Here is a 20551-nt window from a genome sequence, read left to right on the forward strand (position 1 = left end):
AACACCCCATGCCCCAATTCGCCGCCAACCTCTCGATGCTCTACCCGGAGCTCGCATTTCTCGACCGCTTCGACGCCGCCGCGAAAGACGGCTTCCAGGCCGTCGAGTACCTCTTTCCCTACGACTTCTCGAAAGAGGAAATCGTCGCCCGCCTGAAGCACAACGGCCTGCAGCAGGTGCTGTTCAACGGCCCGCCCGGCGACTGGGCCGGCGGCGAGCGCGGCCTGGCCTGCCTGCCGGGGCGCGAGGGCGAGTTCCGCGAAGGCATTGCGAAAGCCATCGACTACGCCGTGGCGCTCGACTGCCCGCGCATCCACGTCATGGCCGGCCTCGTGCCCGACAACCTCACGCGCGAGGCCGCAGAAGCCGTCTATGTCGGGAACCTGCGCTGGGCCGCGGCCGAGGCCGCGAAGGCCGGGCGCGACGTGCTGATCGAGCCGATCAACACGCGCGACATTCCGCGCTTCTTCCTCAACCGGCAGGACCATGCGCACCAGATCGTTGAGACGGTCGGCGCCGCGAACCTCAAGGTGCAGATGGACCTGTACCACTGCCAGATCGTCGAAGGCGACGTGGCGATGAAGCTGCGCCAGTACCTGCCGACCGGCCGCGTCGGCCACCTGCAGATCGCGGGCGTGCCCGAGCGCCACGAGCCCGATGTGGGCGAGCAGAACTACGACTACCTCTTCGGCGTGATCGACGAAGTTTCGGCGCAGTGCGGCTGGCAGGGCTGGGTCGGTTGCGAGTACCGCCCGCGCCGCGGCATGGAGCCCGGCGGCACCTCGGCCGGCCTGGGCTGGCTGCGCGACTGGCGCCAGCGCGCATGACGACCACGACGCTCGAAGCGCTGCGCATTCCGGCGCCGCTGCGGGGCTTTGCAGCGGCGGGCGACGCGCAGGTCTTCGACGTCACGATCGACGGCGACAAGGTCGCGGCCATCGAACCCAGCGCCTCGCAGACGCAGGCGCGCGGCACGCTGCTGAGCGCGCTCGTCGAGGCGCACGCGCACATCGACAAGAACTTCACCGTGCAGGACGTCGGCGCCGCGCAGGGCGACCTGTTCACCGCCATCGAACGCATGGGCCGCCACCGCGCGAGCTGGACCGGCGCCTCGCTGCGCCTGCGCATGGAGCGCGCGCTGCACGAGGCCTGGCGCGCCGGCACGCGCGCGCTGCGCACGCACCTGGACTGGGTCGAGCCCGAACCGCCGGCCGCGCTGGCCGTGTTCGAGGCGCTGCGCGAAGAATGGGCCGGCCGCATCGAACTGCAGTTCGTCGCGCTCGTGCCGCTCGACGTGTTCGCCGACCTCGCGGCTGGCGAGCGCATCGCGCGCGACGTGAAGCGCGCGGGCGGTTCGCTGGGCGCTTTCATCTACCGCAACGACGGCCTCTTCGCCAAGCTGGGCCGCGTGTTCGACCTCGCGCAGCAGCACGGGCTGGGGCTCGACTTCCACGTCGACGAAGGCCTGGACACCGACGCCAGCGGCCTGCGCAGCATCGCGCAGCTGGTGCGCGCGCGCGACTTCAAGGGCCGCGTGGTCTGCGGCCACGCCTGCTCGCTCTCGGTGCAGGACGACGCGGTGGCCGCCGAGACGCTCACGCTGTGCGCCGGCGCCGGGCTGCACCTGGTCGCGCTGCCGACCACCAACCTCTACCTGCAGGGCGCGTGGGACCGCACGCCCGTGGCGCGCGGCATCACGCGCATCCGCGAGGCCGCGGCGCACGGCCTGCGCGCTAGCCTGGCCACCGACAACGTGCAGGACGCCTTCTATCCCTACGGCAGCTACGACCTGCTCGAGACCTTCGGCCTGGGCGTGCAGATGGCGCACCTCGCGCCTGCCGCCGACTGGCTCGACACCATCACCGTGAACCCCGCCAAGGCGCTGGGCCTCGCGTGGGACGGCCGCATCGCACCGGGCTGCCCGGCCGACCTGGTGGTGCTGGCCGCCACCGACGAACACGAACTCATCGGCCCGCGCGGACGGCAACGCACCGTCTACCGTGCAGGCCGGGCACTGGAGAACACACCATGAGCATGGGCAAGCCGATGGCCAACTATGCCGCCGCCAAGCGCGTCGGCGATTTCGTCTTCATGAGCGGCGTGGTCGCCGTCGACCCGGCCACGCGCCGTGCGGTGGCCGGCTACGACGCCATCCCGGAAGAAGCCCGCACCGCGCTGCAGGGCGTGGGCTATGCCACGGGCCAGATGTCGGTCGACATCTTCGAGGCGCCCATCGTGGCGCAGAGCTGGTTCGTGCTGGAGCGCATCCGCCAGATCGCGGCCGAGCACGGCGGCACCATGGAAGACGTGGTGAAGCTGGTGCAGTACTTCCGCCACCTGCCGCACTACGCCTTCTACAACCGCGTGCGCGGCCTGTTCTATCCGGGCGAGCCGCCGGTGAGCACGGTGGTCGAGGTGTCGCGCTTCCTGCCGGGCGACGAGGTGTTCGTCGAGGTCGAAGCCACCATGTACCTGCCGCAGCGCGCGGCTACTTGACGCCCGCGCCCTTGAGCAGGAACTCCGTCACCTGCTCGATCAGGTAGCGGCGGTCCTTGTCCTCGCCCTGCTGCGCCGTGTTGCGGTAGTAGGCGGCCTGCGTGGCGTGGTCGGCGTAGAACTGCGTCACGGCCCAGATGTGGAACAGCACCAGCATCGGGTCGGCGGTGTCCATCAGGCCCTGGTTCATCCAGTTCTGGATCACGGCGGCGGCCTGGTCGGTGCGCTGCTTGCTCGTGTCCATCATGCTGTTGATGACGGGCGCGCCGCGCATCATCTCGGCGGTGAAGATGCGCGAGCGCAGCGGGTGCTCGAACGAGAACATCATCTTGCGCTGGATCAGGTCGCCCAGCACCTTGCGCGGGCCGAAGGCCTCGTCGCTGAAGCCGAACACCACGATCCAGTCGGTCAGGATGTCCTGCAGCACCTGGCGGTACAGCGCCTCCTTGCTCTCGATGTAGTAGTGCAGCTGCGCCTTCGACAGGCCCGCCTTGTCGGCGATGGCCTGCGTGGAGGCGCCGGCCAGCCCTTCGCTGGCGAACACCTCGATGGCGGCCTGGTTGATGAGGCCCAGCACCTGCGTGTACTTGCGCGATCGCCCGCGCGTGGCGGGGGCTTCGCTGTCGGTGTCCGTCACGCTCACAGCTGCAGCACCAGGTCGGGGCCCTTGGCGCGCGAGCAGCACAGCGCCACCTTGGTGCGCCGCTCGGTGCCCGTGAGGCAGAAGTCGCGGTGCTCGGCGCCTTCGCCGTCGCCCTCGACCACGCAGGTGCCGCACAGGCCCTGCTGGCAGGACACGGGGATGTCGATGCCCACTTCGTGCAGTGCGTCGACCGCGGTCTGGTCGGCCGCGACCGGCACCTCGATGCCGCGCCGCGCCAGCTTCAGCGTGAAGGGCAGGCCGGTGGTGGCGGCGGCCGTGCCGGTGGGCGCGGCGAAGTACTCGGTGTGCAGCGCGTCCTCGGGCCAGTGCGCGGCGGCCTCGCGCACGGCCTGCATGAAGCCGCCGGGGCCGCACACGTACAGGTGCGTGTCGGGCGTGCGCTCGGCCAGCAGGGCGCGCAGGTCGATGCGTTGCGTCGCATCGCCCTGGTCCAGGTGCAGCCTCAGGTGCGGCGCCAGCGCGGGCGCGTGCAGCGCCTCGGCGAAGGCCAGGTGTTCCTCGCTGCGCGCGAACACGCACAGCGTGAAGTCGGCGCCGCGCGCGGCCAGCGCCTGCGCCATGGCCAGCAGCGGCGTCATGCCGATGCCGCCGGCCAGCAGCAGGTGGCGGCGGGCTTCGGCGCGCAGCGGGAAGGTGTTGCGCGGTGCGCTGATCGCAATGAGGTCGCCCTCGCGCACGCGCTCGTGCATCGAGGCCGAGCCGCCGCGGCTGGCGTGCTCGCGCTTCACGCCGATCACGTAGCCGCCGCTGCCCGAGGGCGCGCGCGCCAGCGAGTACTGGCGCGAGAAGCCGCCGGGCATGTGCACGTCGATGTGCGCACCGGCCTCGTAGCCGGGCAGCGGCCGGCCCCACGGATGCGCCAGCTCGAAGGCCAAAATTTCCGGCGTCTGCCGCGAGATGCGTTCGACACGGACGGTCAGCGTGCGTTCGAGGCTCATGGTGTGTGTCTCCCTGCGTGTCTACTGGATGTTGTGCAGCGTGCGCGCCACGCGCGCGATGAAATGGGTGCGGTCGCGGTCGGTGACGGCGTTCATGTCGTGCAGCTGCAGCCACGTCACCTTGCAGCGCCACGCGAACAGCGCCCGCAGCGCGCGCGTGAACAGCCGCCGCCCCGGGTCGCCGATGGCCATCACGAACCAGCGCGGCGAGCCGCCGGTGGTCACCACCGTCAGCCGGCGGATGTGCCGCATGCCCGACTTCGCGAGTTGCCCCTTGCGCTCGGCGGGCAGGAAGGCCACGCCCGGCAGCCACACGCGCTCGAGCCAGCCCTTGAGCATGGACGGCGGTCCATGGAACCAGGTGGGGTACACGAACACCAGGTGCTCGGCCCACAGCAGCGCTTCGACGTGGGGTTTCACGCGTTCGCGGATCAGTTCGGGGTTGTCGAGGTAGGCGATGCGCTCTTCGCGTGTCAGCGTCGGGTCGAAGCCCTCGGCGTACAGGTCGATGGCCTTGACGGGATGTCGCGGCGTGAGGGCCTCGAGGGCGGTGCGGTACAGCGCGTGGTTGAAGCTGTCAGGGTTCGGATGGCAATGGACGACGAGCGTTTTCATGGTTCGGGCCGGTTCGCCTGTTCGGCGAGACGGGGTCAGAGCCCAAGGGAACAAAGGCCGCGCAGTGCCTTATGGCAACCCAGGCGCCGGCATCTGACCCCGGCGCAAGCCCCGCGCGACCCACGGGAAAAAACGAAGCGAATTACTTGCCGGTGAGCTTCTTGCGGATGTCGACACCCACGCCCTTGTTGACGAACTGCGTGGTCGCGACCTTCGACAGGTCGATCTCGCCCGGCTTGTACAGGCCGGCCTTGACCATCTTGTCGTAGAAGTCCTTCACGCGTGCTTCGTCCATGGCGCCGATGCCCTTGGTGAGCGAGTCGCCGCTGTCGATGATGCCCATCTTCTTGATGAGATCGATGGAGCCCTGCAGCGCGGCCGGCGTGGCGTCGGGGTTGGTCTTGGCGATGAGTTCGTTGGCGGCCTTGTTGTCGCCGTACAGGTAGTTGTTCCAGCCGACGATCGAGGCCTCGATGAACTTGCGCACCGTCTCGGGCTTGGTCTTGATGAGGTCGGCGCGGGTCTCGATGGTGGTGGCGTAGGTCGAGAAGCCGTGGTCGGCCAAGAGGTGCACCACGGGGTCGAAGCCGGCCTGGGCCTTGATCGACAGCGGCTCCGAGATGGCGTAGCCCTGTTGAATGGATTTCTTGTCGGCCAGGAACGGGCCGACGTTGAAGGTGTAGGGCTTGAGCTGCGAATCCTTGAAGCCGTGCTCCGACTTCATCCACTGCCAGAAGCTGAACTGGCCGTCCTTGCCGATGAAGGCCACGGGCGCCTTGGTCATGTCCTTGAAGGTGTCGTAGCCCTGGCCCGGGTGGGCGAACATGGCCTGCGGGTCCTTCTGGAAGATGGCCGCGACCACCACGGTGGGCACGCCGTTCTTCACGTTGTCGAAGGACTGCAGCAGGTTGCCGGTCATCAGGAAGTCGACCTTGCCGGCCGGCAGCATGGGCCGGTTGTTGACCATCGGGCCGCCCTGCATGATTTCCACGTCGAGCCCGTACTTCTTGTAGGTGCCGTCCACCAGCGCCTGGTAGAAGCCGCCGTGGCCGGCCTGCGCCTTCCAGTTGGTGGCGAACACCACTTTGTCCTGGGCCTGTGCGGCGAAGGCGGCGCCTGCGAGGGCCAGGCCGAAGGCCAGCGGCCGAAGAGAGAAAGCGGGGATGCGCATGGGGACGGACTCCTGTGGAGGTTGGGGTGGGGACGGGATGCGAAGACTAATTGTTTTTCAGCGCTCGACGGCCATGTCGGGCGTCCAGCCGCGCGTCTTGCCGGGGTTCATCAGGCCCATCGGGTCGCTGCGCTTCTTGAACTCGATCTGCTGCGTGTCGATGGTCTTCATGCCGCCGTCCTCGATGGTGAAGACGTGCGGGTTGAAGATCTGCGCGCCGCCCTGCGACTCGATCTCGCGCATCACCTCGTACTGGTGGGCCTCGCCCTTCCAGCGCACGAGCAGGATGCCGAAGGTGCCGCACTCGCCGTTGGCGCGCGCGAAGTCCTGGTGCTGCAGCACGTCGTCGCCGAAGACCTGCATGTGGCGCTCGACCACGGCCGGGTCGAAGGGCTGGGCGTAGGCCACCTGCAGGTAGGTCCAGCTGCGGTCGGCCTTCAGCGCCTGCAGCGTCGTGTGGTTGAAGGCGCACTCGTAGGCCGGCGGCAGGCCTTCGGCCTGCAATTCGGCCTCGGTGCCGGCCACCGACAGGGTGCCGCCGTGCGCCGCCGCGAGCGCGCGGAACTCGGCCATCGAGTCGGGCGAGACCATGGTGAACACCGCGTGCCGGTCGGGCGGAAAGCGATCGCCCATGGCCGTGTAGTAGGGCGAGAAGCGCGCCTCCACGGTCGACAGCAGGAAGATGTCCAGCGAGGGCGCCTGCGCGGCGATGCCGAAGTCGAGCGCGCCGCGGTAGGTGTCGAACAGCGCCGTGCAGTGCACCCAGTCGACCGCCGGGCTCAGCGCTACTTCCACGTCGAGGATCACGCCGTTGGTGCCGTAGGCATGGTGCACCTGCTGGATCTCGTCGCCCACCAGCTCGATGACGCGCGGCTCGCGCTCCACCGTCATCACGCGCGCGCGCAGCAGGTTGCCGGGGTCGCGCAGGATGCCGTGTCGGAATGAGCCGATGCCGCCGAAGCCGCCCGCGATGAAGCCGCCGATGCTGGCCACGTGCCAGGTCGAGGGCCACATGCGCAGCGCCTGCCCGGTCTCGCGCGCGGCCAGGTCGATGTCGTGCATGCGCGCGCCGGCCTCGACGCGGATGCGGCCCTCGGCCAGGTCGAGCACGCGGCACATCTGCGTCACGTCGAGCACGAGCCCGCCTTCGAGCGGCACGCACTGGCCGTAGTTGCCGGTGCCGCCCGCGCGCACGGTGAGCGGCAGCTTCCACTTCGCGGCCACGGCCGCGGCCTGGCGCACGTCGTCCTCGGTGCTGACCTTGACCACGAGGTCGGCCACGCAGCCCGCGAGCTGCGCCGTGAGGATGGGGCTGTACCAGTAGAAGTCTTTGGACAGCTGCTTGCGCTGGCTGGGCGTGGCGATCACGTTCAGGCCGCGCAGGTCCTCGCGCACGGCGTCCCAGTCGACGGTGGACAGCGGGGTTCTAGCGTTCACGGCGCATTTCGCTTTCATGCCAGTGGCCGAGCACGAGGCGCGACAGGGCGGCGAACACGATGAAGATCACGATGCCCAGCAGAGACACCAGCAGCAGCGCCGCGAACATCATCGGGATCTCGGTGCGGAAGCTCGACTCGAGGATGCGCGAGGCCAGCCCCGTTTCCTTGCCCGCCGTGCCGGCCGTGAACTCGGCCACCACCGCGCCGATCAGGCTCAGGCCGCCGGCGATCTTCAGGCCCGCCATGAAGTACGGCAGCGCGCTGGGCGCCAGCAGGTAGCGGAAGGTCTGCCAGGGCGAGGCCTTGTACAGCTGGAACAGGTCGCGCAGGTTGCTGTCGGCGCTCTTCAGGCCGATGACGGTGTTCGACAAGATGGGGAAGAAGGCCACGATCCACGCGCACAGCAGCAGCGCCGCGGTGGTGCTCGACACGTAGATCAATATGAGCGGCGCGATCGCGATGATCGGCGTCACCTGCAGGATCACGGCGATCGGGAACAGGCCGATCTCCACCCACTTGAACAGCGCGAAGGCAATCGCCAGCAGCACGCCGCCGACGATGGCGGCGCCCAGCGCGAGCAGCGTGAGCTTCACCGTGAACCACAGCGCGCCCGAGAGCGAACCCCAGTTGTCGAACAGCGTGCGCAGGATGAGCGAGGGCGCCGGCAGGATGTAGTGCGGGATGTCGTTGGCGCGCACCATCCATTCCCACACCAGCAGCAGCGCCGCGACGATGACGACCGGCACGACGATGCGCAGCGTGGCCTCGCGCCGGCGCAGCTTGTCTTCGTGCGCGCGCAGCGTCTCGGCGGACGGCGTGGCTTCGTTGGTGTCGAGGGGCATCACGGTTTCAATGGTCGATGTCGAGGCCATGGAGCGCTCCGTGCAGAGATTGCGAAACAGCCGTGCAGTGCGCGTTGTAGCGGCTGGAGGTGCGGAAGGCCTCGCCGCGCGGGTAAGGCTCGTCGATGGCGATCTCGTCGATCACGCGGCCCGGGCGTGCCGCCATCACGACGATGCGGTTCGACAGGTAGACCGACTCGTACACGCTGTGCGTGACGAACACGATCGAGAAGCGGTGCTCGCGCCAGATGGCCAGCAGGTCGTTGTTGAGCTTGATGCGCGTCATTTCGTCGAGCGCGGCAAAGGGCTCGTCCATGAGCAGCAGGCGCGGGTGCGTGACCAGCGCGCGCGCGATCGACACGCGCATCTTCATGCCGCCCGAGAGCTCGCGCGGGTACACGTCGGCAAAGCGCGAGAGGCCGACCAGCTCCAGCACGTGCTGCACCACCGGCGCGGCTTCGTCGCGGCTCATGCCCGCGAGCTTGAGCGGCAGCCAGACGTTGTTGAACACCTTGGTCCAGGGCATGAGCGTGGGTTCCTGGAACACGAAGCCCAGGTCGCGGTCGCTCTTGCTGTCCTTGGCGCTGCCGGTGTTGGCGCCCGACCATTGCATGTCGCCCGAGCTGATGCGGGTGAGCCCGGCGATCAGCCGCAGCGCGGTGCTCTTGCCGCAGCCCGAGGGGCCCAGGAAGCTGACGAAGTCGTGTTCGCCGATGTCGAGCGTCATGCCCTGCAGGGCGAGCGTGCCGTTGGCAAAGCGCTTGCCGACGTTGCGCAGGCGGACCAGGGGCGGCGTGGATGGCGTGGTGCTTTCCATGGGACTCCTTGGCGTCAGCGCCAGGCCGGAACGTTGGCCAGGCGCGAGAGGGGGAAGCGGTCGATCTCGTGCAGCAGTTCGACGAAGCGTTGGCCCACGTGGTCGAGCACCGCGGCGCCCTTCTCGGCGCTGGCGCGGGTGGCGTCGCCGGCGGCGCCGGCCGGGTTGATGTCGTGCATCTGCCAGCCGAGCTTGCCGCTGGGCGTGATCGACAGGAACTTGTTCTCGGCCGCAAGCTGCTCGGTCATGGAGCCGAAGTTCTGGAACTGATCCTTGCGCACGTAGTCGGGCGTGAGGTGCAGCATCACCGAGCTCTCGAGGTCGCCGGCGTGGATGCCGTGCTTGCCTTCGTGCGCGGTGAACAGGCCCTCGGGCAGGCCCAGCGTGTACCAGTTGGCGGCCACGACCATCATGTCGTGCTCTTCGCGCAGGTCGCGCGCCACGATGTCCATGACGCTCATCTGGCCGCCGTGGCTGTTGTAGAGCACCAGCTTGCGCACGCCGGCCTTGGCGACGCAGGCGCCGACGTCCTTCCACAGCGAGATCAGCGTGTTCGCCGACACCGTCAGTGTGCCCGGGTAGCGCGAGTGCTCGTTGCTCTTGCCGTAGGGCACGGTGGGCAGGAACAGCACCGGCAGGTCGTCGGGCAGGTAGGGCAGGCTGGCGCGCACCATGCCGTCGATGGTGGCGGTGTCGGTCGACATCGGCAAATGGGGGCCGTGCTGTTCGGTCGCCCCCACCGGCAGCACGGCGATCAGCCGTTCGCGGTCGAGGCGGGAGAACTCTTCACTGGTCAGGTCGGACCAGAAACGGCTGCGCAAGGGGGGGTGATTCATCGGGGTGTACCTCGTGGCGGGCGGACGGGATGATGGGCTAAATTATCCATACGGTCAAAAAAGACTGGCTATCCGTGGATACCCGTTGATCTTTATCAAGCAAACCGCATGCCATCAAAATTGCCCGGACGGTCAAAAGTCGAGCCGCCCGGGCGCCCGGCGCCCCGGGGTCACCAGCGCATGCGCAGCCCCAGCTGGCCCTGCACGCCGGTCTGCTCGGTGATGCCGATGGCGCTGGTGTAGGCCAGGCCGCCGTAGACCGACAGCGTCTTGTTCACCTGCCCGACGATGCCGCCGCCCACTTCGAGGGCGCTCGCGTTGCGGCGGTTGGCGACCCGGTCGCTCGGCCCGAAGTAGAGGGCGTTGCTGCCGCTGAAGGTGTGCCACAGGTTGAGCTTCAGGTAGGGCTTCCAGACGCCGCCGCCCGCCTCGAAGCGGCCTTCGAGCCGTGCGCCCAGCCGGCCGGTGACGGCGTTGTCGCGCTGGAAGCGCACGGTCGAGAGGCCGTCGTCGAAGTCGTCGAGCGAGTTGCGCTGCCAGATCAGCTGCACCTGCGGCTGCAGCGTGACGGTGTCGCTCAGCGCCAGCGGGTAGCCGGCTTCGAGTGAGGCGGTCACGCTGGTGCCGTGCGGACGGCCGCCGCGCCCCAGGGTGGAGCGCGCATCGGCCTTGTAGCGCGTGGCCAGCAGCACGGCGTCGCTGTACCAGCCGCTGCTCGCGATGCGGGTCCAGTAGGCGCCCAGGCTGTAGCCCTCGACGGTGAGCCGGCCGGCCGCCGCGTTGGTGGCGCCGCCGGCGACGCCGCTCGCGTGGCCGCTGGCCCGCGTGTAGCCGCCCAGCACGCCGACGCGGTGGCGCCCGCCCGCGCCGTCGGTGGCCGCCAGGAAGTCGTGGCCCAGCTGCAGGCCGCTCACGCTGCCGTCGAACTGCGGATTGGCATCGCCGCGCAGGCGCTGCCGCGTGCTTTCGCCGAACACGCGGCCCCACGAGGCCTGCCGGCCTTCACCGTCCGCGAGCAGTTGCGCATCGCCTTGCCGGTCGTGGAAGGTGCCCAGCTGCGCCAGCCCGAGGCGGCGCACGGCGATCGGCAGGGCGCTGTACAGCGGCACCTCGGGCCGGTAGAGCTTGACCTGCTCCACCGTCGCCGGCGAGCCCGACTCGGCGATCACCTCGGCGGCTTCTTCCAGCGAGCCGACCACGGTGCCGCCCACGAGGTAGCCGTTGTTGCGCAGGTACCAGTTGTCGCGGTTGCCGCCCGTCGCGCCGCCGCGGAACAGCCGGTAGTTGTAGGCGCCGGCCTCCACCGCCTGGGTCAGCGAGAACGCCTGGTCGGCCGTGGTGCCGCCGTTGACGGCCTGCACCACCAGGATGCCGTCGGCCAGCGTGGGCGCGCCCAGGCCGCCGCGGTTCACCACACGCAGGCCGGTGGACCCCGTGGCCGCGCCGCCGTCGATCACCAGCTTGTCCGAGGGCGCGTTGTCGCCCGCCAGCACGGTGTTGACCTGCAGCAGCGCGCCGCTGCCGCCCACGTAGTTGCCGCGCACCGTGAAAGCGCCGAAGCCGACGCCGTCGTTCGGGCCGGGCAGCAGCGTGCCCTGGTTGGTGACGTTGCCCGCGAAGGTGCCGGTGCCGGCCACGATGGTGCCGGGCAACACCGTGATGACGGGGCTGGTCAGCGTGGCGGGCAGGGTGAAGCGGCCGGACTCGACGCGGATCGAATCCGAGAAGCTCGCGTCGGTCTGCCACGACCACGCGGTGCCGCGCATCGTCAGGTGCTGGAAGTTGCGGAAGGCGTTGTCGACCGTGCCGCTGCCTTCGAGGAAAGTGCTGGCCGTCTTGCCGACGCCGCCGTCGGCGCCGCCCTTGATGACCGAGCCGGTCTGCAGGATCAGCGTGCCGTTGCCGAGCGCGCCCATGTAGATCGCGTCGGTGCTGGCGGTGCCGCCGTGGCCTTCGATGGTGCCGGCGTTGACCAGCACGTCGTTGCCGTTCTGGCCGCGGTAGCCGTAGCCGTTGGCGCTCGAGAGCGTGGCGCCGGCCCGGTTCTCCACGCGCGAGAAGAAGGTGCCGCCCAGCGTGTTCGCATGCACCGCGTCGGCGCCGCCCGACGGCGAGTTGGCGCCCGTGGTGGCGATGCTGCCGGTGTTCACCAGCAGGTTGGCCACGAGGTTGCCGCCCTGCAGGTACACGCCCTTGGCCGAGGTGCCGATGGCCGAGATGCTGCCGTTGTTGACCACCGTGTTGCCCGGCCCCAGCAGCGAGATGCCATGCGAACTGCCCCCCGTGGTGACGATGCTGCCGTTGTTGGTGATGCGCGTGCGCGTGCTGCTGTTCGACGTCACCAGGATGCCGGAGGTGCCGCTGCTCGTGGTGCGCAGGCTGCCGTTGTTGGTCAGCGTGTTGTCGTTGCCCGTGGCGACCATCGCCGCGCGCGCCGAGCCCGAGCCGCCCGACACCGTGATCGTGCCGTTGTTGGTGATGGTGCTCGCATCGCGCACCAGCAGCGCCTGCGTGGCGTTGGTGGTCAGCGTGGCGCCGCTGTTCACGGTGATGGTGACGCCGGTGCTGCCCGGCGTGGCGATCACGCTGGGCGATACGGTCGTGGTGCCGTCGCAGACCACCGTGTCGCCGGTGACCGGCGTGGCGGTGGGGCCGCAGGCCGCGTGCGCGGCGCCGCCTGCGAGCCCTGCAAGGGCGGCCGCGAGCCAGGGAAGGGGGGATGCCGGATGACGGCGGGGAAAAGAAAACCGAGAAAAGTGGGAAAACCGGGGGCCTCGCTCCATGCGCATGTCGTTTGCTCCTTCTTGTTTTTCATGAGGCCGTGGGGGCCTGGAGCGGCGGATTATTCAGTGCAATTGCCCTTCTGGAAACCGACGAACTTCCGTACTCACCGGGTCGGTCCCGATGGCGCGCCGACTTGAATGCGGCCCTTGTTGAGCCTATAACTCAAGCATGGTCTCTTGCTCGTCGCAAGACGGAAAGGAGGCGCCGTGAAAAGACGCATCTATTGGCTGTTGCCGGACCTGGCGAGTGCCAGGCAGGCGATGCACGATCTGCTGCAGGCGCGTGTCGACATCGCGCACCTGCATTTCGCCGCACGCGAAGGCCAGGACATGGCCGGGCTCCATGCGGCCAACGTCTGGCAGACCTCCGACCTCGTTCACGCCGCCAAGACCGGCTGGGTGCTCGGCACCGCCTGCGGGGTGGTCGTCGGGCTGCTGGCCGCGCTGCTGTTCCCCGTGTTCGGCGACGAGCCCGAATGGGCAGTGGCCGTGGGCCTGGCGCTGCTGGGCGGCGTGGTGGGCGCCTGGTCGGCCACCATGGTCGGCGTGTCGATCCCGAGCCCGCGGCTGGCGCGCTTCGAGAGCGCCATCGCGCAGGGCCAGGTCCTGTTGATGGTCGACCTGCCGCCCGCGCGCGTGCGCGAGGTCGAGGCGATGCTGGAGGCCACGCACCCCGAGGCCCGCTTCGAGGGCGAAGAGCCGCGGATCCCGGCGATCCGCTGAAGCCGCCGCGCATGCGACTCCCGGAACCCACGATGGCCACCCCAGGGAGCGCAGCACATGACCATCGCCGTCGTCCTGTTGCTCATCGTGGTGGCCTCGGTGGCGTTCCACGCCGTCAACCCGTGGTGGACGACGCCGCTGGCCTCCAACTGGCAGCGCATGGACGACACGCTGACCATCACGCTGCTCATCACGGGCCTGTTCTTCGTCGTCATCAACCTGTTCCTCGCCTACACCGTGGTGCGCTTTCGCCACCGCGAGGGGCGCCGCGTGGCGCCGCATGCGCCCGAGAGCCGCACGCTGGAGCGCTGGCTCATCGGCGGCACCACCGTCGGCATCATGGCGCTGCTGGCACCCGGCCTCGTGGTGTACGCGAACTACGTGCGCACGCCGCATGACGCGCGCGTGCTCGAGGTGCTGGGCCAGCAGTGGCAGTGGCGCTTTCGCCTGCCGGGCGCGGACGGCAAGCTGGGCGCGACCGACGCGCGCTTCGTCAGCGCCGCCAACCCCTTCGGGCTCGACCCGGCCGACGCGGCGGGGCTGGACGACCTGCTGGTTCCCGGCGACGAGGTGCACCTGCCGATCGGCCAGCCGGTGCTGGTGCTGATGCGCTCGCACGACGTGCTGCACGACTTCTTCGTGCCACCCATCCGCGCCCGCATGAACATCGTGCCGGGGCAGGTCAGCCGCTTCTGGTTCACGCCGACCGTCGCGGGCCGCTACGAGGCGCTGTGCGCGCAGCTGTGCGGCGTGGGCCATCCGAACATGCGCGGCTTCGTGGTGGTGGAGGACGCGGCGGCCTACGACGCGTGGCGCTCGGCGCTGCCGACCTTCGGCGCGATGCAGCTGGCGCAAGCGGCCAAGGCGGCGCAGGCTGCCCAGGCACCGGCCGGCGGTGGCGGCCGCGTCGACCAGGGCCGCGCGCTGGCCGACGCCAAGGGCTGCGTGGCCTGCCACACCATCGACGGCAGCACACGCGTGGGGCCGACCTGGAAGGGCCTGTATGGCAAGACCGAGTCGATGGCCGACGGCAGCACCGCACTGGTCGACGAGGCCTACCTGCGCAGCTTCATCCGCGACCCGCAGGCGCGCCACGTGAAGGGCTTCCCGCCGGTGATGCCGAAGATCGACCTGAGCGACGAGGAACTGGCCGCGCTGGTGGCCTACATCCAGAGTCTGGGCAGCCCGCCGGCGCAGGCTGCCACCGAACAGAAGGCCGCGCGATGACTTCTTCTGCGCTCACTCAAGACGACGAGCACGACGACGGCGGCCACGCGGCGCCGCAGGGCTTCCTGCGCCGCTATGTCTGGAGCCAGGACCACAAGGTGATCGCCGTGCAGTACGCCTGCACCGCCATCGCGGTGGGCGTGGTCGGGCTGGTGCTGTCCAACCTGATGCGGCTGCAGCTGGGGTTTCCGGGCCAGTTCGAGTTCATCAACGCCGAACGCTACTACCAGTTCGTGACCATGCACGGAATGATCATGGTGATCTACCTGCTCACGGCGCTGTTCCTCGGCGGCTTCGGCAACTACCTGATCCCGCTCATGGTGGGGGCGCGCGACATGGTGTTCCCCTACCTCAACATGCTGAGCTTCTGGGTCTACCTGCTGTCGGTGGTGGTGCTGATGGCCAGCTTCTTCGTGGCGGGCGGCCCCACGGGTGCGGGCTGGACGCTGTACCCGCCGCAGTCGATCCTGCCCGGCACGCCGGGCCACGGCGGCGGCATCGTGCTGATGCTGGTGTCGCTGCTGATCTTCATCGTGGCCACCACCATGGGCGGCCTGAACTACGCGACCACCGTGCTGCAGGCGCGCTGCCGGGGCATGACGCTGCTGCGCATGCCGCTCACGGTGTGGGGCATCTTCGTGGCCACGGTGCTGGCGCTGCTGGGTTTTCCGGCGCTGTTCGTCAGCGGCGTGATGCTGCTGCTGGACCGCACGGTGGGCACCAGCTTCTTCATGCCGGCGCTGGTGTCGATGGGGCAGCTGTCGGGCCACAAGGGCGGCAGCCCGCTGCTGTTCCAGCACCTGTTCTGGTTCTTCGGCCACCCCGAGGTCTACATCGTGGCGCTGCCGGCCTTCGGCATCGTGTCGGACCTGATCAGCGTGCACGCGCGCAAGCGCATCTTCGGCTACCGCACGATGGTGTGGGCCATCGTGGCCATCGGCGGGCTCAGCGTGGTGGTGTGGGCGCACCACATGTTCGTGAGCGGCATGAATCCGTACTTCGGCTTCTTCTTCGCCACCACCACGCTGGTCATCGCGGTGCCCACGGCGATCAAGGTCTACAACTGGCTGCTCACGCTGTGGCGCGGCGACATCCACCTGTCGGTGCCGATGCTGTTCGCGCTGGCCTTCGTGTGCACCTTCGTCATCGGCGGGCTCACGGGCCTGTTCCTGGGCAACGTGAGCGTGGACATTCCGCTGTCGGGCACCTACTTCGTGGTGGCGCACTTCCACATGGTGATGGGCGTGGCGCCGCTGTTGGTGGTGTTCGGCGGCATCTACCACTGGTTCCCCAAGATCACCGGGCGCATGCTGGACGACCGGCTCGGCCGGCTGCATTTCTGGATCACCTTCCTGGGCACCTACGCGATCTACTTTCCCATGCACTACCTGGGTGTGCTGGGCATGCCGCGGCGCTACTACAACTTCGACGGCTACAAGTTCATCCCGCCGTCGGCCTTCAGCCTGAATGAATTCATCACCGTGGTGGCGCTGGTGGTCGGCGCGGCGCAGCTGCTCTTCATCGTCAACCTGGCCTGGAGCGCCTGGCGCGGCCGGCCGGCCGGCGCCAACCCGTGGCGCGCCGCCTCGCTCGAATGGCAGACGCCCGAGACGCCGCCCGGCCACGGCAACTGGGGGTCGCGGCTGCCCGTGGCCTACCGCTGGGCTTACGCCTACGGCGTGCCGGGCGCGGCGGAAGACTTCATCGCGCAGAACGCACCGCCGCAGGCCAGCGACGACAAGGACGACGTGCCGGTGAGCGGCGCGCGCGGAGCCCCGGCATGAACGCGGACGCCGCCCTGCGCCTGCGCGGCCTGCCCCGCGACGTGCGGCTGCGCGACGCGCACGCCAGCGCGGCGGGCATCGGCCTGTGGGTCTTCATGGGCGTGGTCACCGCGCTGTTCTCCCTGTTCACCGTGGCCTACGTGATGCGCATGAGCAGTGGCGACGCGGTCGCGCTCGCGCTGCCGTGGCAGCTGTGGCTCAGCTCGGCGCTGCTGGCGGCGGGCAGCGTGGCGCTGGAAGCCGCTTCGCGCCGCGTGGACCCGGCGCGCATGCGCCGCGTGGACCCGGCGCGCATGCGCCGCCTGCTGTTGGCCGGCGGCCTGTGCGCCGTGGGCTTCCTCGGCGTGCAGCTGTGGGCCTGGGCCGCGATGGCGCACGCGCAGGTGCTGCCGGCCGGCAACCCGTCGGGCAGCTTCTTCTACCTGCTGACCGCCATGCACGGGCTGCACCTGGCGGGCGGGCTGGTCGGGTGGGCGATGGCGGCGCGCGTCGCGTGGGCCGATCCCGCCCGCGCCGGATGGCGCATCGCGCTGTGCGCGCGCTACTGGCACTTCATGCTGGCCGTGTGGCTGGCGCTGTTCGCGCTGCTGGGGTGGGTGACGCCGGAGGTGGCGCGCGTCCTTTGCGGCACGGCGTGAGGAGGTTTCGCATGAACTCCAGCACTGCAGCAACCCTCACCGGCTCCGCCGTCGCCATGAGCGGCTGGCGTGGGCTGGTGGCCGACTGGTCGTCCGACCGCCAGGCCTTCCACGTCTCGTGGGGCAAGGCCATGATGTGGATCTTCCTGCTGAGCGACATCTTCATCTTCAGCTGCTTCCTCACGGGCTACATGACGGTGCGCGTCTCGACCACCGTGGCCTGGCCGAATCCGAGCGAGGTGTTCGCGCTGCACGTGGGTGGGGCCGACGTGCCGCTCTTGCTGATCGCGATCATGACTTTCGTGCTCATCAGCAGCAGCGGCACGATGGCGATGGCGGTCAACTTCGCCTACCGCGGCGACCGCGTGAACGCCGCCACGCTGATGCTCGTGACCGCCACCTTCGGCGAGCTCTTCGTGGGCATGCAGGCCTTCGAGTGGTCCAAGCTGATCCTCGAGGAGGGCGTGCGGCCCTGGGGCAACCCGATGGGCGCGGCGCAGTTCGGCGCGGCCTTCTTCATGATCACGGGCTTCCACGGGCTGCACGTGTCGGCCGGCGTGGTGCTGCTGTTCGCGGTGGCCTTCAAGCTCATTCGCGGCGACTACGACAAGGCCGGCAACTACCAGGTGGTCGAGATCGTGGGCCTGTACTGGCACTTCGTCGACCTGGTGTGGGTCTTCATCTTCGCGCTGTTCTATCTCTGGTGAGGACCATCATCATGAACACCACCCACGCCACCCACGCCACCACCGGCCAGCAGCACCCGATCGGCCTGTACCTGAAGATCTGGGGGCTCCTGTTCGTGCTCAGCGCGATGTCGTACATGGTCGACTACTTCCATGTGCAGAGCTACCTGCGCTGGGGCCTGATCATCGTCTTCATGCTGCTCAAGGCCGGGCTCATCGTCGCGGTCTTCATGCACATGGCGTGGGAGCGGATGGCGCTGGTCTACGCGATCCTGCTGCCGCCGCTGTGCCTTTTGGTGCTGGTCGGGCTGATGGCGGCGGAGGCCGACCACACCTTCCTCGCGCGGCTGGCGTTCTTCCGCTGACGGCCCGGCTCAGCGCCGCACCACGAAGCGCGTGATCACCGGCGGCGATTCGCCCAGGTGGAAGGCCAGCCGGCGTTCGCGCAGCGCCATGTCGGCGGCGGTGGCGCGGTTGAAGCGGCGCAGGTGGTCGGTCCACGACTCGTCCACGATCTGCTCCACGTAGCGCTCGGGCTGCGCGATGTCGTGCAGCAGCTCCCAGCCGATGGCGCCCTGGCCCAGGCGCGCGCGCCGGGTCTGCTGCATCACGAGGTGGAAGGCCGCGGCGCGCGACGGGTCGATGAGGTACTCGACCGTGATCACCACGCGGCCGTCTTCCTGCGGCGCCTCGGCCGGCGGGCCGGTGGCCCAACCGGCTTGGGCGGGGCGCACGTCGTCCTCGCCGCTCACGTCGGTCACCCAGCGCATGGCCGCCAGCATCAGCAGCGTGCCGCTCACGGCGGCGATGGCCAGGCTCAGCTTGAGCGACGTGACGGTGGCCACCTGGCCCCACAGCGCCGCGCCGATCGCGCTCGCGCCCATGATCGCCATCTGGTAGGTCGACATGCCGCGCGCGCGCACCCAGTCGGGCAGCGCCAGCTGGGCCGACACCGACAGCGAGTTGGCCACCGTGATCCACGCCATGCCGCCGAAGAACATCGCCGGCACCGCGACCCAGGCGTTGGGCGCCACGGCCATCACGGCCGTGGCGGCCGACTGCAGCATGGCGCCACGCAGCACCAGCTGGTCGCGCCCGAGCGCCTGGCGCAGCCGCGGCAGGAACAGCACCGCGATGATCGCGCCCGTGCCCATGGCGGCCAGCAGCAGCGTGAAGGTGCCGGCACCGCCGCCCTGGAGGTTGCGTGCCAGCAGCGGCAGCAGCGCCAGCAGCGCCGTCGAGTGGAAGAAGAAGAGCGACACGCGCGTGAGCACCGCCCGCATGCGCTGCGACTGGCGCACGAACTGCACGCCCACGCGCATCGCGCTGATGAGCTTCTCGCGCCCCAGCGGGTTGGGCGTGTGCTCGCGGCGCCAGCGCAGCACCACGAAGCCCGAGGCCACCGACAGCACCGCGTTGAGCGCGAACACCCACACGCTGCCCGCGCTCGCGATCAGCATGCCGGCCGTGAGCGGGCCGACGATGCGCGAGGCGTTCATGGCGATGCCGTTCAGGCCCAGGGCCGCCGGCAGCTGTTGGCGCGGCACGAGCTCGGGCACGATGGCCGAGAACACCGGCCAGCGCAGCGCCAGCCCGATGCCGTTGGCGAAGGTGAGCGCCAGCAGCAGCGGCGCGGTCATCACGTCGAGCGCGATGGCGGCGCACAGCACCACGGCGGTGCCGGCCAGCCAGAACTGCGTGGCCACCAGCCAGCGCCGGCGATCGAGGATGTCGGCCAGCGCGCCGCTCGGAAGACCGAGCAGGAACACCGGCAGGGTGGAGGCCGACTGCACCAGCGCGACCCAGATCGGCGAGGTGGTCAGCGAGGTCATCATCCACGCCGCCGCCACGTCGTTCATCCACATGCAGATGTTGGCGATGAGCCAGGTGCTCCACAGCATGCGGAACACGGGGAGCTTCAGGGGCTCGAGCGCCGCGAGGTTCGAGGGCTGCGGCCGGGCCGGCGGGAGGGGTGTCTCTTCGGGGGATATGGGCGGCATGTCGCGCTATTGTGGCGCGACGTGGCGCGCCTAGCCCCGGTCGCTGCGCGCGAGACGGTGTTCCAGCCGGCGCAGCAAGGTCGTGAGGACGAGCGTCATCACCCAGTACACCACCGAGATCGCCAGGTACGGCTCCCAGTAGCGCGCATAGGCGCCGGCCACGGTGCGCGCGGCGTAGGCCAGCTCGGCCAGGCCGATGGCCGACACCAGCGAGGTGTCCTTGAGCAGCGCGATCGCGTTGTTGCCCAGCGGCGGCAGCATGCGGCGAAAGGCCTGCGGCAGCACCACGTAGCGCATCACCTGCGCCGGGCTCAGGCCCAGCGAGCGGCCGGCGTCGAACTGCCCGCGCGAGATCGACTGGATGCCGGCGCGGAACACTTCGGAGATGTAGGCCGCCGAGTTCAGCGTGAGCGCGACCACGCCGGAGATGAGGGCGCCGTGCTCCTGCTTGAGCGTGCGCGCCAGCTCGCCGTCGATCAGGATGCCCGTGCTCGGGTGGATGAACACCGGCATCACCGCGAAGTGGATGAGCAGGATCTGCACGAACAGCGGCGTGCCCCGGAAGAAGCTCACGTACACCGTGGCCGGCCAGCGCAGCAGCAGGCGCGTGACCCAGGTCCATGGTGCGTGGCGCGCCTGCGCCAGCCGCGCCAGCGCCAGGCACAGGCCCCAGCTGGCGCCCAGCAGCACGCAGACCACGGTCATGCGCAGCGTCATCCAGGCGCCCTGCCAGAACAGGTCCTTGTATTCCACGAGGATGTCCCAGCGGAACCATCCGAAAAGCAGCACTGGTTGTTCCATGCTTGCGTCCTCAACTCTCTGTCTATCTGTCGGTCAGCGGAAAAACGAAACGGCCGCGTGAGGGCGGCCGTGTTCAGGAAAATGCCGTGCG

General features: G+C 69.4%; 20 protein-coding genes. 9 read left to right on the forward strand and 11 right to left on the reverse strand.

Features of this window, described 5'->3' with window-relative positions:
• Window positions 1-8 precede the first annotated feature (8 nt).
• Genes otnI through AC07SQ_RS20695 form a run of 3 tightly spaced genes read left to right on the forward strand, consistent with a single transcriptional unit; the run spans window position 9 to window position 2496 of the window.
• Complete coding sequence (otnI, locus tag AC07SQ_RS20685; RefSeq protein WP_139700788.1) at window positions 9-827, forward strand: 2-oxo-tetronate isomerase; 819 nt, start codon at window positions 9-11, stop codon at window positions 825-827.
• A complete protein-coding gene (locus AC07SQ_RS20690; protein WP_495272695.1) occupies window positions 824-2032 on the forward strand; it encodes an amidohydrolase family protein in 1209 nt (402 codons plus the stop codon). Before otnI ends, AC07SQ_RS20690 begins: the two co-directional genes overlap by 4 nt.
• Window positions 2029-2496, forward strand: coding sequence for a RidA family protein (locus AC07SQ_RS20695; RefSeq protein WP_495272696.1), 468 nt, complete (start codon window positions 2029-2031; stop codon window positions 2494-2496). The genes AC07SQ_RS20690 and AC07SQ_RS20695 overlap by 4 nt, the downstream gene beginning before the upstream one ends.
• On the opposite strand, the gene AC07SQ_RS20700 is transcribed toward AC07SQ_RS20695, so the two are convergent.
• The 9 genes from AC07SQ_RS20700 to AC07SQ_RS20740 form a co-directional block, all read right to left on the reverse strand.
• Window positions 2489-3139 carry a TetR family transcriptional regulator C-terminal domain-containing protein gene (locus tag AC07SQ_RS20700; RefSeq protein ID WP_489060683.1) on the reverse strand — a complete coding sequence of 217 codons (651 nt, stop codon included), beginning with the start codon at window positions 3137-3139 and terminating at the stop codon, window positions 2489-2491. The two genes, AC07SQ_RS20695 and AC07SQ_RS20700, sit on opposite strands and share 8 nt — an antisense overlap.
• A complete protein-coding gene (locus AC07SQ_RS20705) occupies window positions 3136-4098 on the reverse strand; it encodes a PDR/VanB family oxidoreductase (RefSeq protein WP_492743089.1) in 963 nt (320 codons plus the stop codon). The genes AC07SQ_RS20700 and AC07SQ_RS20705 overlap by 4 nt, the downstream gene beginning before the upstream one ends.
• Window positions 4099-4119: 21 nt before the next feature.
• Entirely contained in the window at window positions 4120-4713 is a 594-nt protein-coding gene (locus tag AC07SQ_RS20710; protein WP_062479647.1) for an NAD(P)H-dependent oxidoreductase, read from the reverse strand.
• Window positions 4714-4855: 142 nt separating this feature from the next.
• Window positions 4856-5884, reverse strand: a complete 1029-nt coding sequence (locus AC07SQ_RS20715) for an ABC transporter substrate-binding protein (protein WP_495272697.1) — start codon at window positions 5882-5884, stop codon at window positions 4856-4858.
• A 57-nt stretch (window positions 5885-5941) separates the two neighbouring features.
• The gene (locus tag AC07SQ_RS20720; RefSeq protein ID WP_495272698.1) at window positions 5942-7339 is read right to left on the reverse strand and encodes an FAD-binding oxidoreductase; all 1398 of its coding nucleotides are present in this window, start codon (window positions 7337-7339) and stop codon (window positions 5942-5944) included.
• Complete coding sequence (locus AC07SQ_RS20725; RefSeq protein ID WP_216360118.1) at window positions 7311-8195, reverse strand: ABC transporter permease; 885 nt, start codon at window positions 8193-8195, stop codon at window positions 7311-7313. Before AC07SQ_RS20725 ends, AC07SQ_RS20720 begins: the two co-directional genes overlap by 29 nt.
• A complete protein-coding gene (locus AC07SQ_RS20730) occupies window positions 8173-8982 on the reverse strand; it encodes an ABC transporter ATP-binding protein (protein WP_495272699.1) in 810 nt (269 codons plus the stop codon). Before AC07SQ_RS20730 ends, AC07SQ_RS20725 begins: the two co-directional genes overlap by 23 nt.
• A gap of 14 nt (window positions 8983-8996) precedes the next feature.
• Window positions 8997-9818 carry a creatininase family protein gene (locus tag AC07SQ_RS20735; protein ID WP_062479637.1) on the reverse strand — a complete coding sequence of 274 codons (822 nt, stop codon included), beginning with the start codon at window positions 9816-9818 and terminating at the stop codon, window positions 8997-8999.
• Window positions 9819-9988: 170 nt separating this feature from the next.
• A complete protein-coding gene (locus tag AC07SQ_RS20740) occupies window positions 9989-12607 on the reverse strand; it encodes an autotransporter family protein (RefSeq protein WP_495272700.1) in 2619 nt (872 codons plus the stop codon).
• 201 nt (window positions 12608-12808) lie between these two features.
• Between AC07SQ_RS20740 and AC07SQ_RS20745 the strand changes: the two genes are divergently transcribed.
• Genes AC07SQ_RS20745 through AC07SQ_RS20770 form a run of 6 tightly spaced genes read left to right on the forward strand, consistent with a single transcriptional unit; the run spans window position 12809 to window position 18024 of the window.
• A complete protein-coding gene (locus AC07SQ_RS20745) occupies window positions 12809-13324 on the forward strand; it encodes a DUF1269 domain-containing protein (RefSeq protein ID WP_095950478.1) in 516 nt (171 codons plus the stop codon).
• 57 nt (window positions 13325-13381) lie between these two features.
• Entirely contained in the window at window positions 13382-14551 is a 1170-nt protein-coding gene (locus AC07SQ_RS20750; RefSeq protein ID WP_495272701.1) for a cytochrome c oxidase subunit II, read from the forward strand.
• Window positions 14548-16335 carry a cytochrome c oxidase subunit I gene (gene ctaD / locus AC07SQ_RS20755; protein WP_495272702.1) on the forward strand — a complete coding sequence of 596 codons (1788 nt, stop codon included), beginning with the start codon at window positions 14548-14550 and terminating at the stop codon, window positions 16333-16335. The genes AC07SQ_RS20750 and ctaD overlap by 4 nt, the downstream gene beginning before the upstream one ends.
• On the forward strand, window positions 16332-16973 hold the full coding sequence (locus AC07SQ_RS20760; RefSeq protein WP_495272703.1) for a cytochrome c oxidase subunit 3 family protein: 642 nt from the start codon (window positions 16332-16334) through the stop codon (window positions 16971-16973). Before ctaD ends, AC07SQ_RS20760 begins: the two co-directional genes overlap by 4 nt.
• Before the next feature lie 11 nt (window positions 16974-16984).
• A complete protein-coding gene (locus AC07SQ_RS20765; RefSeq protein ID WP_495272704.1) occupies window positions 16985-17680 on the forward strand; it encodes a heme-copper oxidase subunit III family protein in 696 nt (231 codons plus the stop codon).
• A gap of 11 nt (window positions 17681-17691) precedes the next feature.
• Window positions 17692-18024 carry a cytochrome C oxidase subunit IV family protein gene (locus tag AC07SQ_RS20770; RefSeq protein WP_495272705.1) on the forward strand — a complete coding sequence of 111 codons (333 nt, stop codon included), beginning with the start codon at window positions 17692-17694 and terminating at the stop codon, window positions 18022-18024.
• Window positions 18025-18033: 9 nt separating this feature from the next.
• Here the strand turns inward: AC07SQ_RS20770 and AC07SQ_RS20775 are convergent, their stop codons facing one another.
• Window positions 18034-19659, reverse strand: coding sequence for an MFS transporter (locus AC07SQ_RS20775; protein ID WP_095950483.1), 1626 nt, complete (start codon window positions 19657-19659; stop codon window positions 18034-18036).
• Between the two features lie 30 nt (window positions 19660-19689).
• Entirely contained in the window at window positions 19690-20460 is a 771-nt protein-coding gene (locus AC07SQ_RS20780) for an amino acid ABC transporter permease (protein WP_070063241.1), read from the reverse strand.
• Window positions 20461-20551: the final 91 nt, after the last annotated feature.

Source organism: Variovorax sp. GW821-FHT06D12, from assembly GCF_059419205.1.

Bases quoted from the DNA above. Each gene is read 5' to 3' on its own strand.
- otnI (WP_139700788.1), top strand. From the start codon at position 9: ATGCCCCAATTCGCCGCCAACCTCTCGATGCTCTACCCGGAGCTCGCA.
- AC07SQ_RS20690 (WP_495272695.1), top strand. From the start codon at position 824: ATGACGACCACGACGCTCGAAGCGCTGCGCATTCCGGCGCCGCTGCGG.
- AC07SQ_RS20695 (WP_495272696.1), top strand. From the start codon at position 2,029: ATGAGCATGGGCAAGCCGATGGCCAACTATGCCGCCGCCAAGCGCGTC.
- AC07SQ_RS20705 (WP_492743089.1), bottom strand. From the start codon at position 4,098: ATGAGCCTCGAACGCACGCTGACCGTCCGTGTCGAACGCATCTCGCGG.
- AC07SQ_RS20710 (WP_062479647.1), bottom strand. From the start codon at position 4,713: ATGAAAACGCTCGTCGTCCATTGCCATCCGAACCCTGACAGCTTCAAC.
- AC07SQ_RS20715 (WP_495272697.1), bottom strand. From the start codon at position 5,884: ATGCGCATCCCCGCTTTCTCTCTTCGGCCGCTGGCCTTCGGCCTGGCC.
- AC07SQ_RS20720 (WP_495272698.1), bottom strand. From the start codon at position 7,339: ATGAAAGCGAAATGCGCCGTGAACGCTAGAACCCCGCTGTCCACCGTC.
- AC07SQ_RS20725 (WP_216360118.1), bottom strand. From the start codon at position 8,195: ATGGCCTCGACATCGACCATTGAAACCGTGATGCCCCTCGACACCAAC.
- AC07SQ_RS20730 (WP_495272699.1), bottom strand. From the start codon at position 8,982: ATGGAAAGCACCACGCCATCCACGCCGCCCCTGGTCCGCCTGCGCAAC.
- AC07SQ_RS20735 (WP_062479637.1), bottom strand. From the start codon at position 9,818: ATGAATCACCCCCCCTTGCGCAGCCGTTTCTGGTCCGACCTGACCAGT.
- AC07SQ_RS20740 (WP_495272700.1), bottom strand. From the start codon at position 12,607: ATGCGCATGGAGCGAGGCCCCCGGTTTTCCCACTTTTCTCGGTTTTCT.
- AC07SQ_RS20750 (WP_495272701.1), top strand. From the start codon at position 13,382: ATGACCATCGCCGTCGTCCTGTTGCTCATCGTGGTGGCCTCGGTGGCG.
- ctaD (WP_495272702.1), top strand. From the start codon at position 14,548: ATGACTTCTTCTGCGCTCACTCAAGACGACGAGCACGACGACGGCGGC.
- AC07SQ_RS20760 (WP_495272703.1), top strand. From the start codon at position 16,332: ATGAACGCGGACGCCGCCCTGCGCCTGCGCGGCCTGCCCCGCGACGTG.
- AC07SQ_RS20765 (WP_495272704.1), top strand. From the start codon at position 16,985: ATGAACTCCAGCACTGCAGCAACCCTCACCGGCTCCGCCGTCGCCATG.
- AC07SQ_RS20770 (WP_495272705.1), top strand. From the start codon at position 17,692: ATGAACACCACCCACGCCACCCACGCCACCACCGGCCAGCAGCACCCG.
- AC07SQ_RS20775 (WP_095950483.1), bottom strand. From the start codon at position 19,659: ATGCCGCCCATATCCCCCGAAGAGACACCCCTCCCGCCGGCCCGGCCG.
- AC07SQ_RS20780 (WP_070063241.1), bottom strand. From the start codon at position 20,460: ATGGAACAACCAGTGCTGCTTTTCGGATGGTTCCGCTGGGACATCCTC.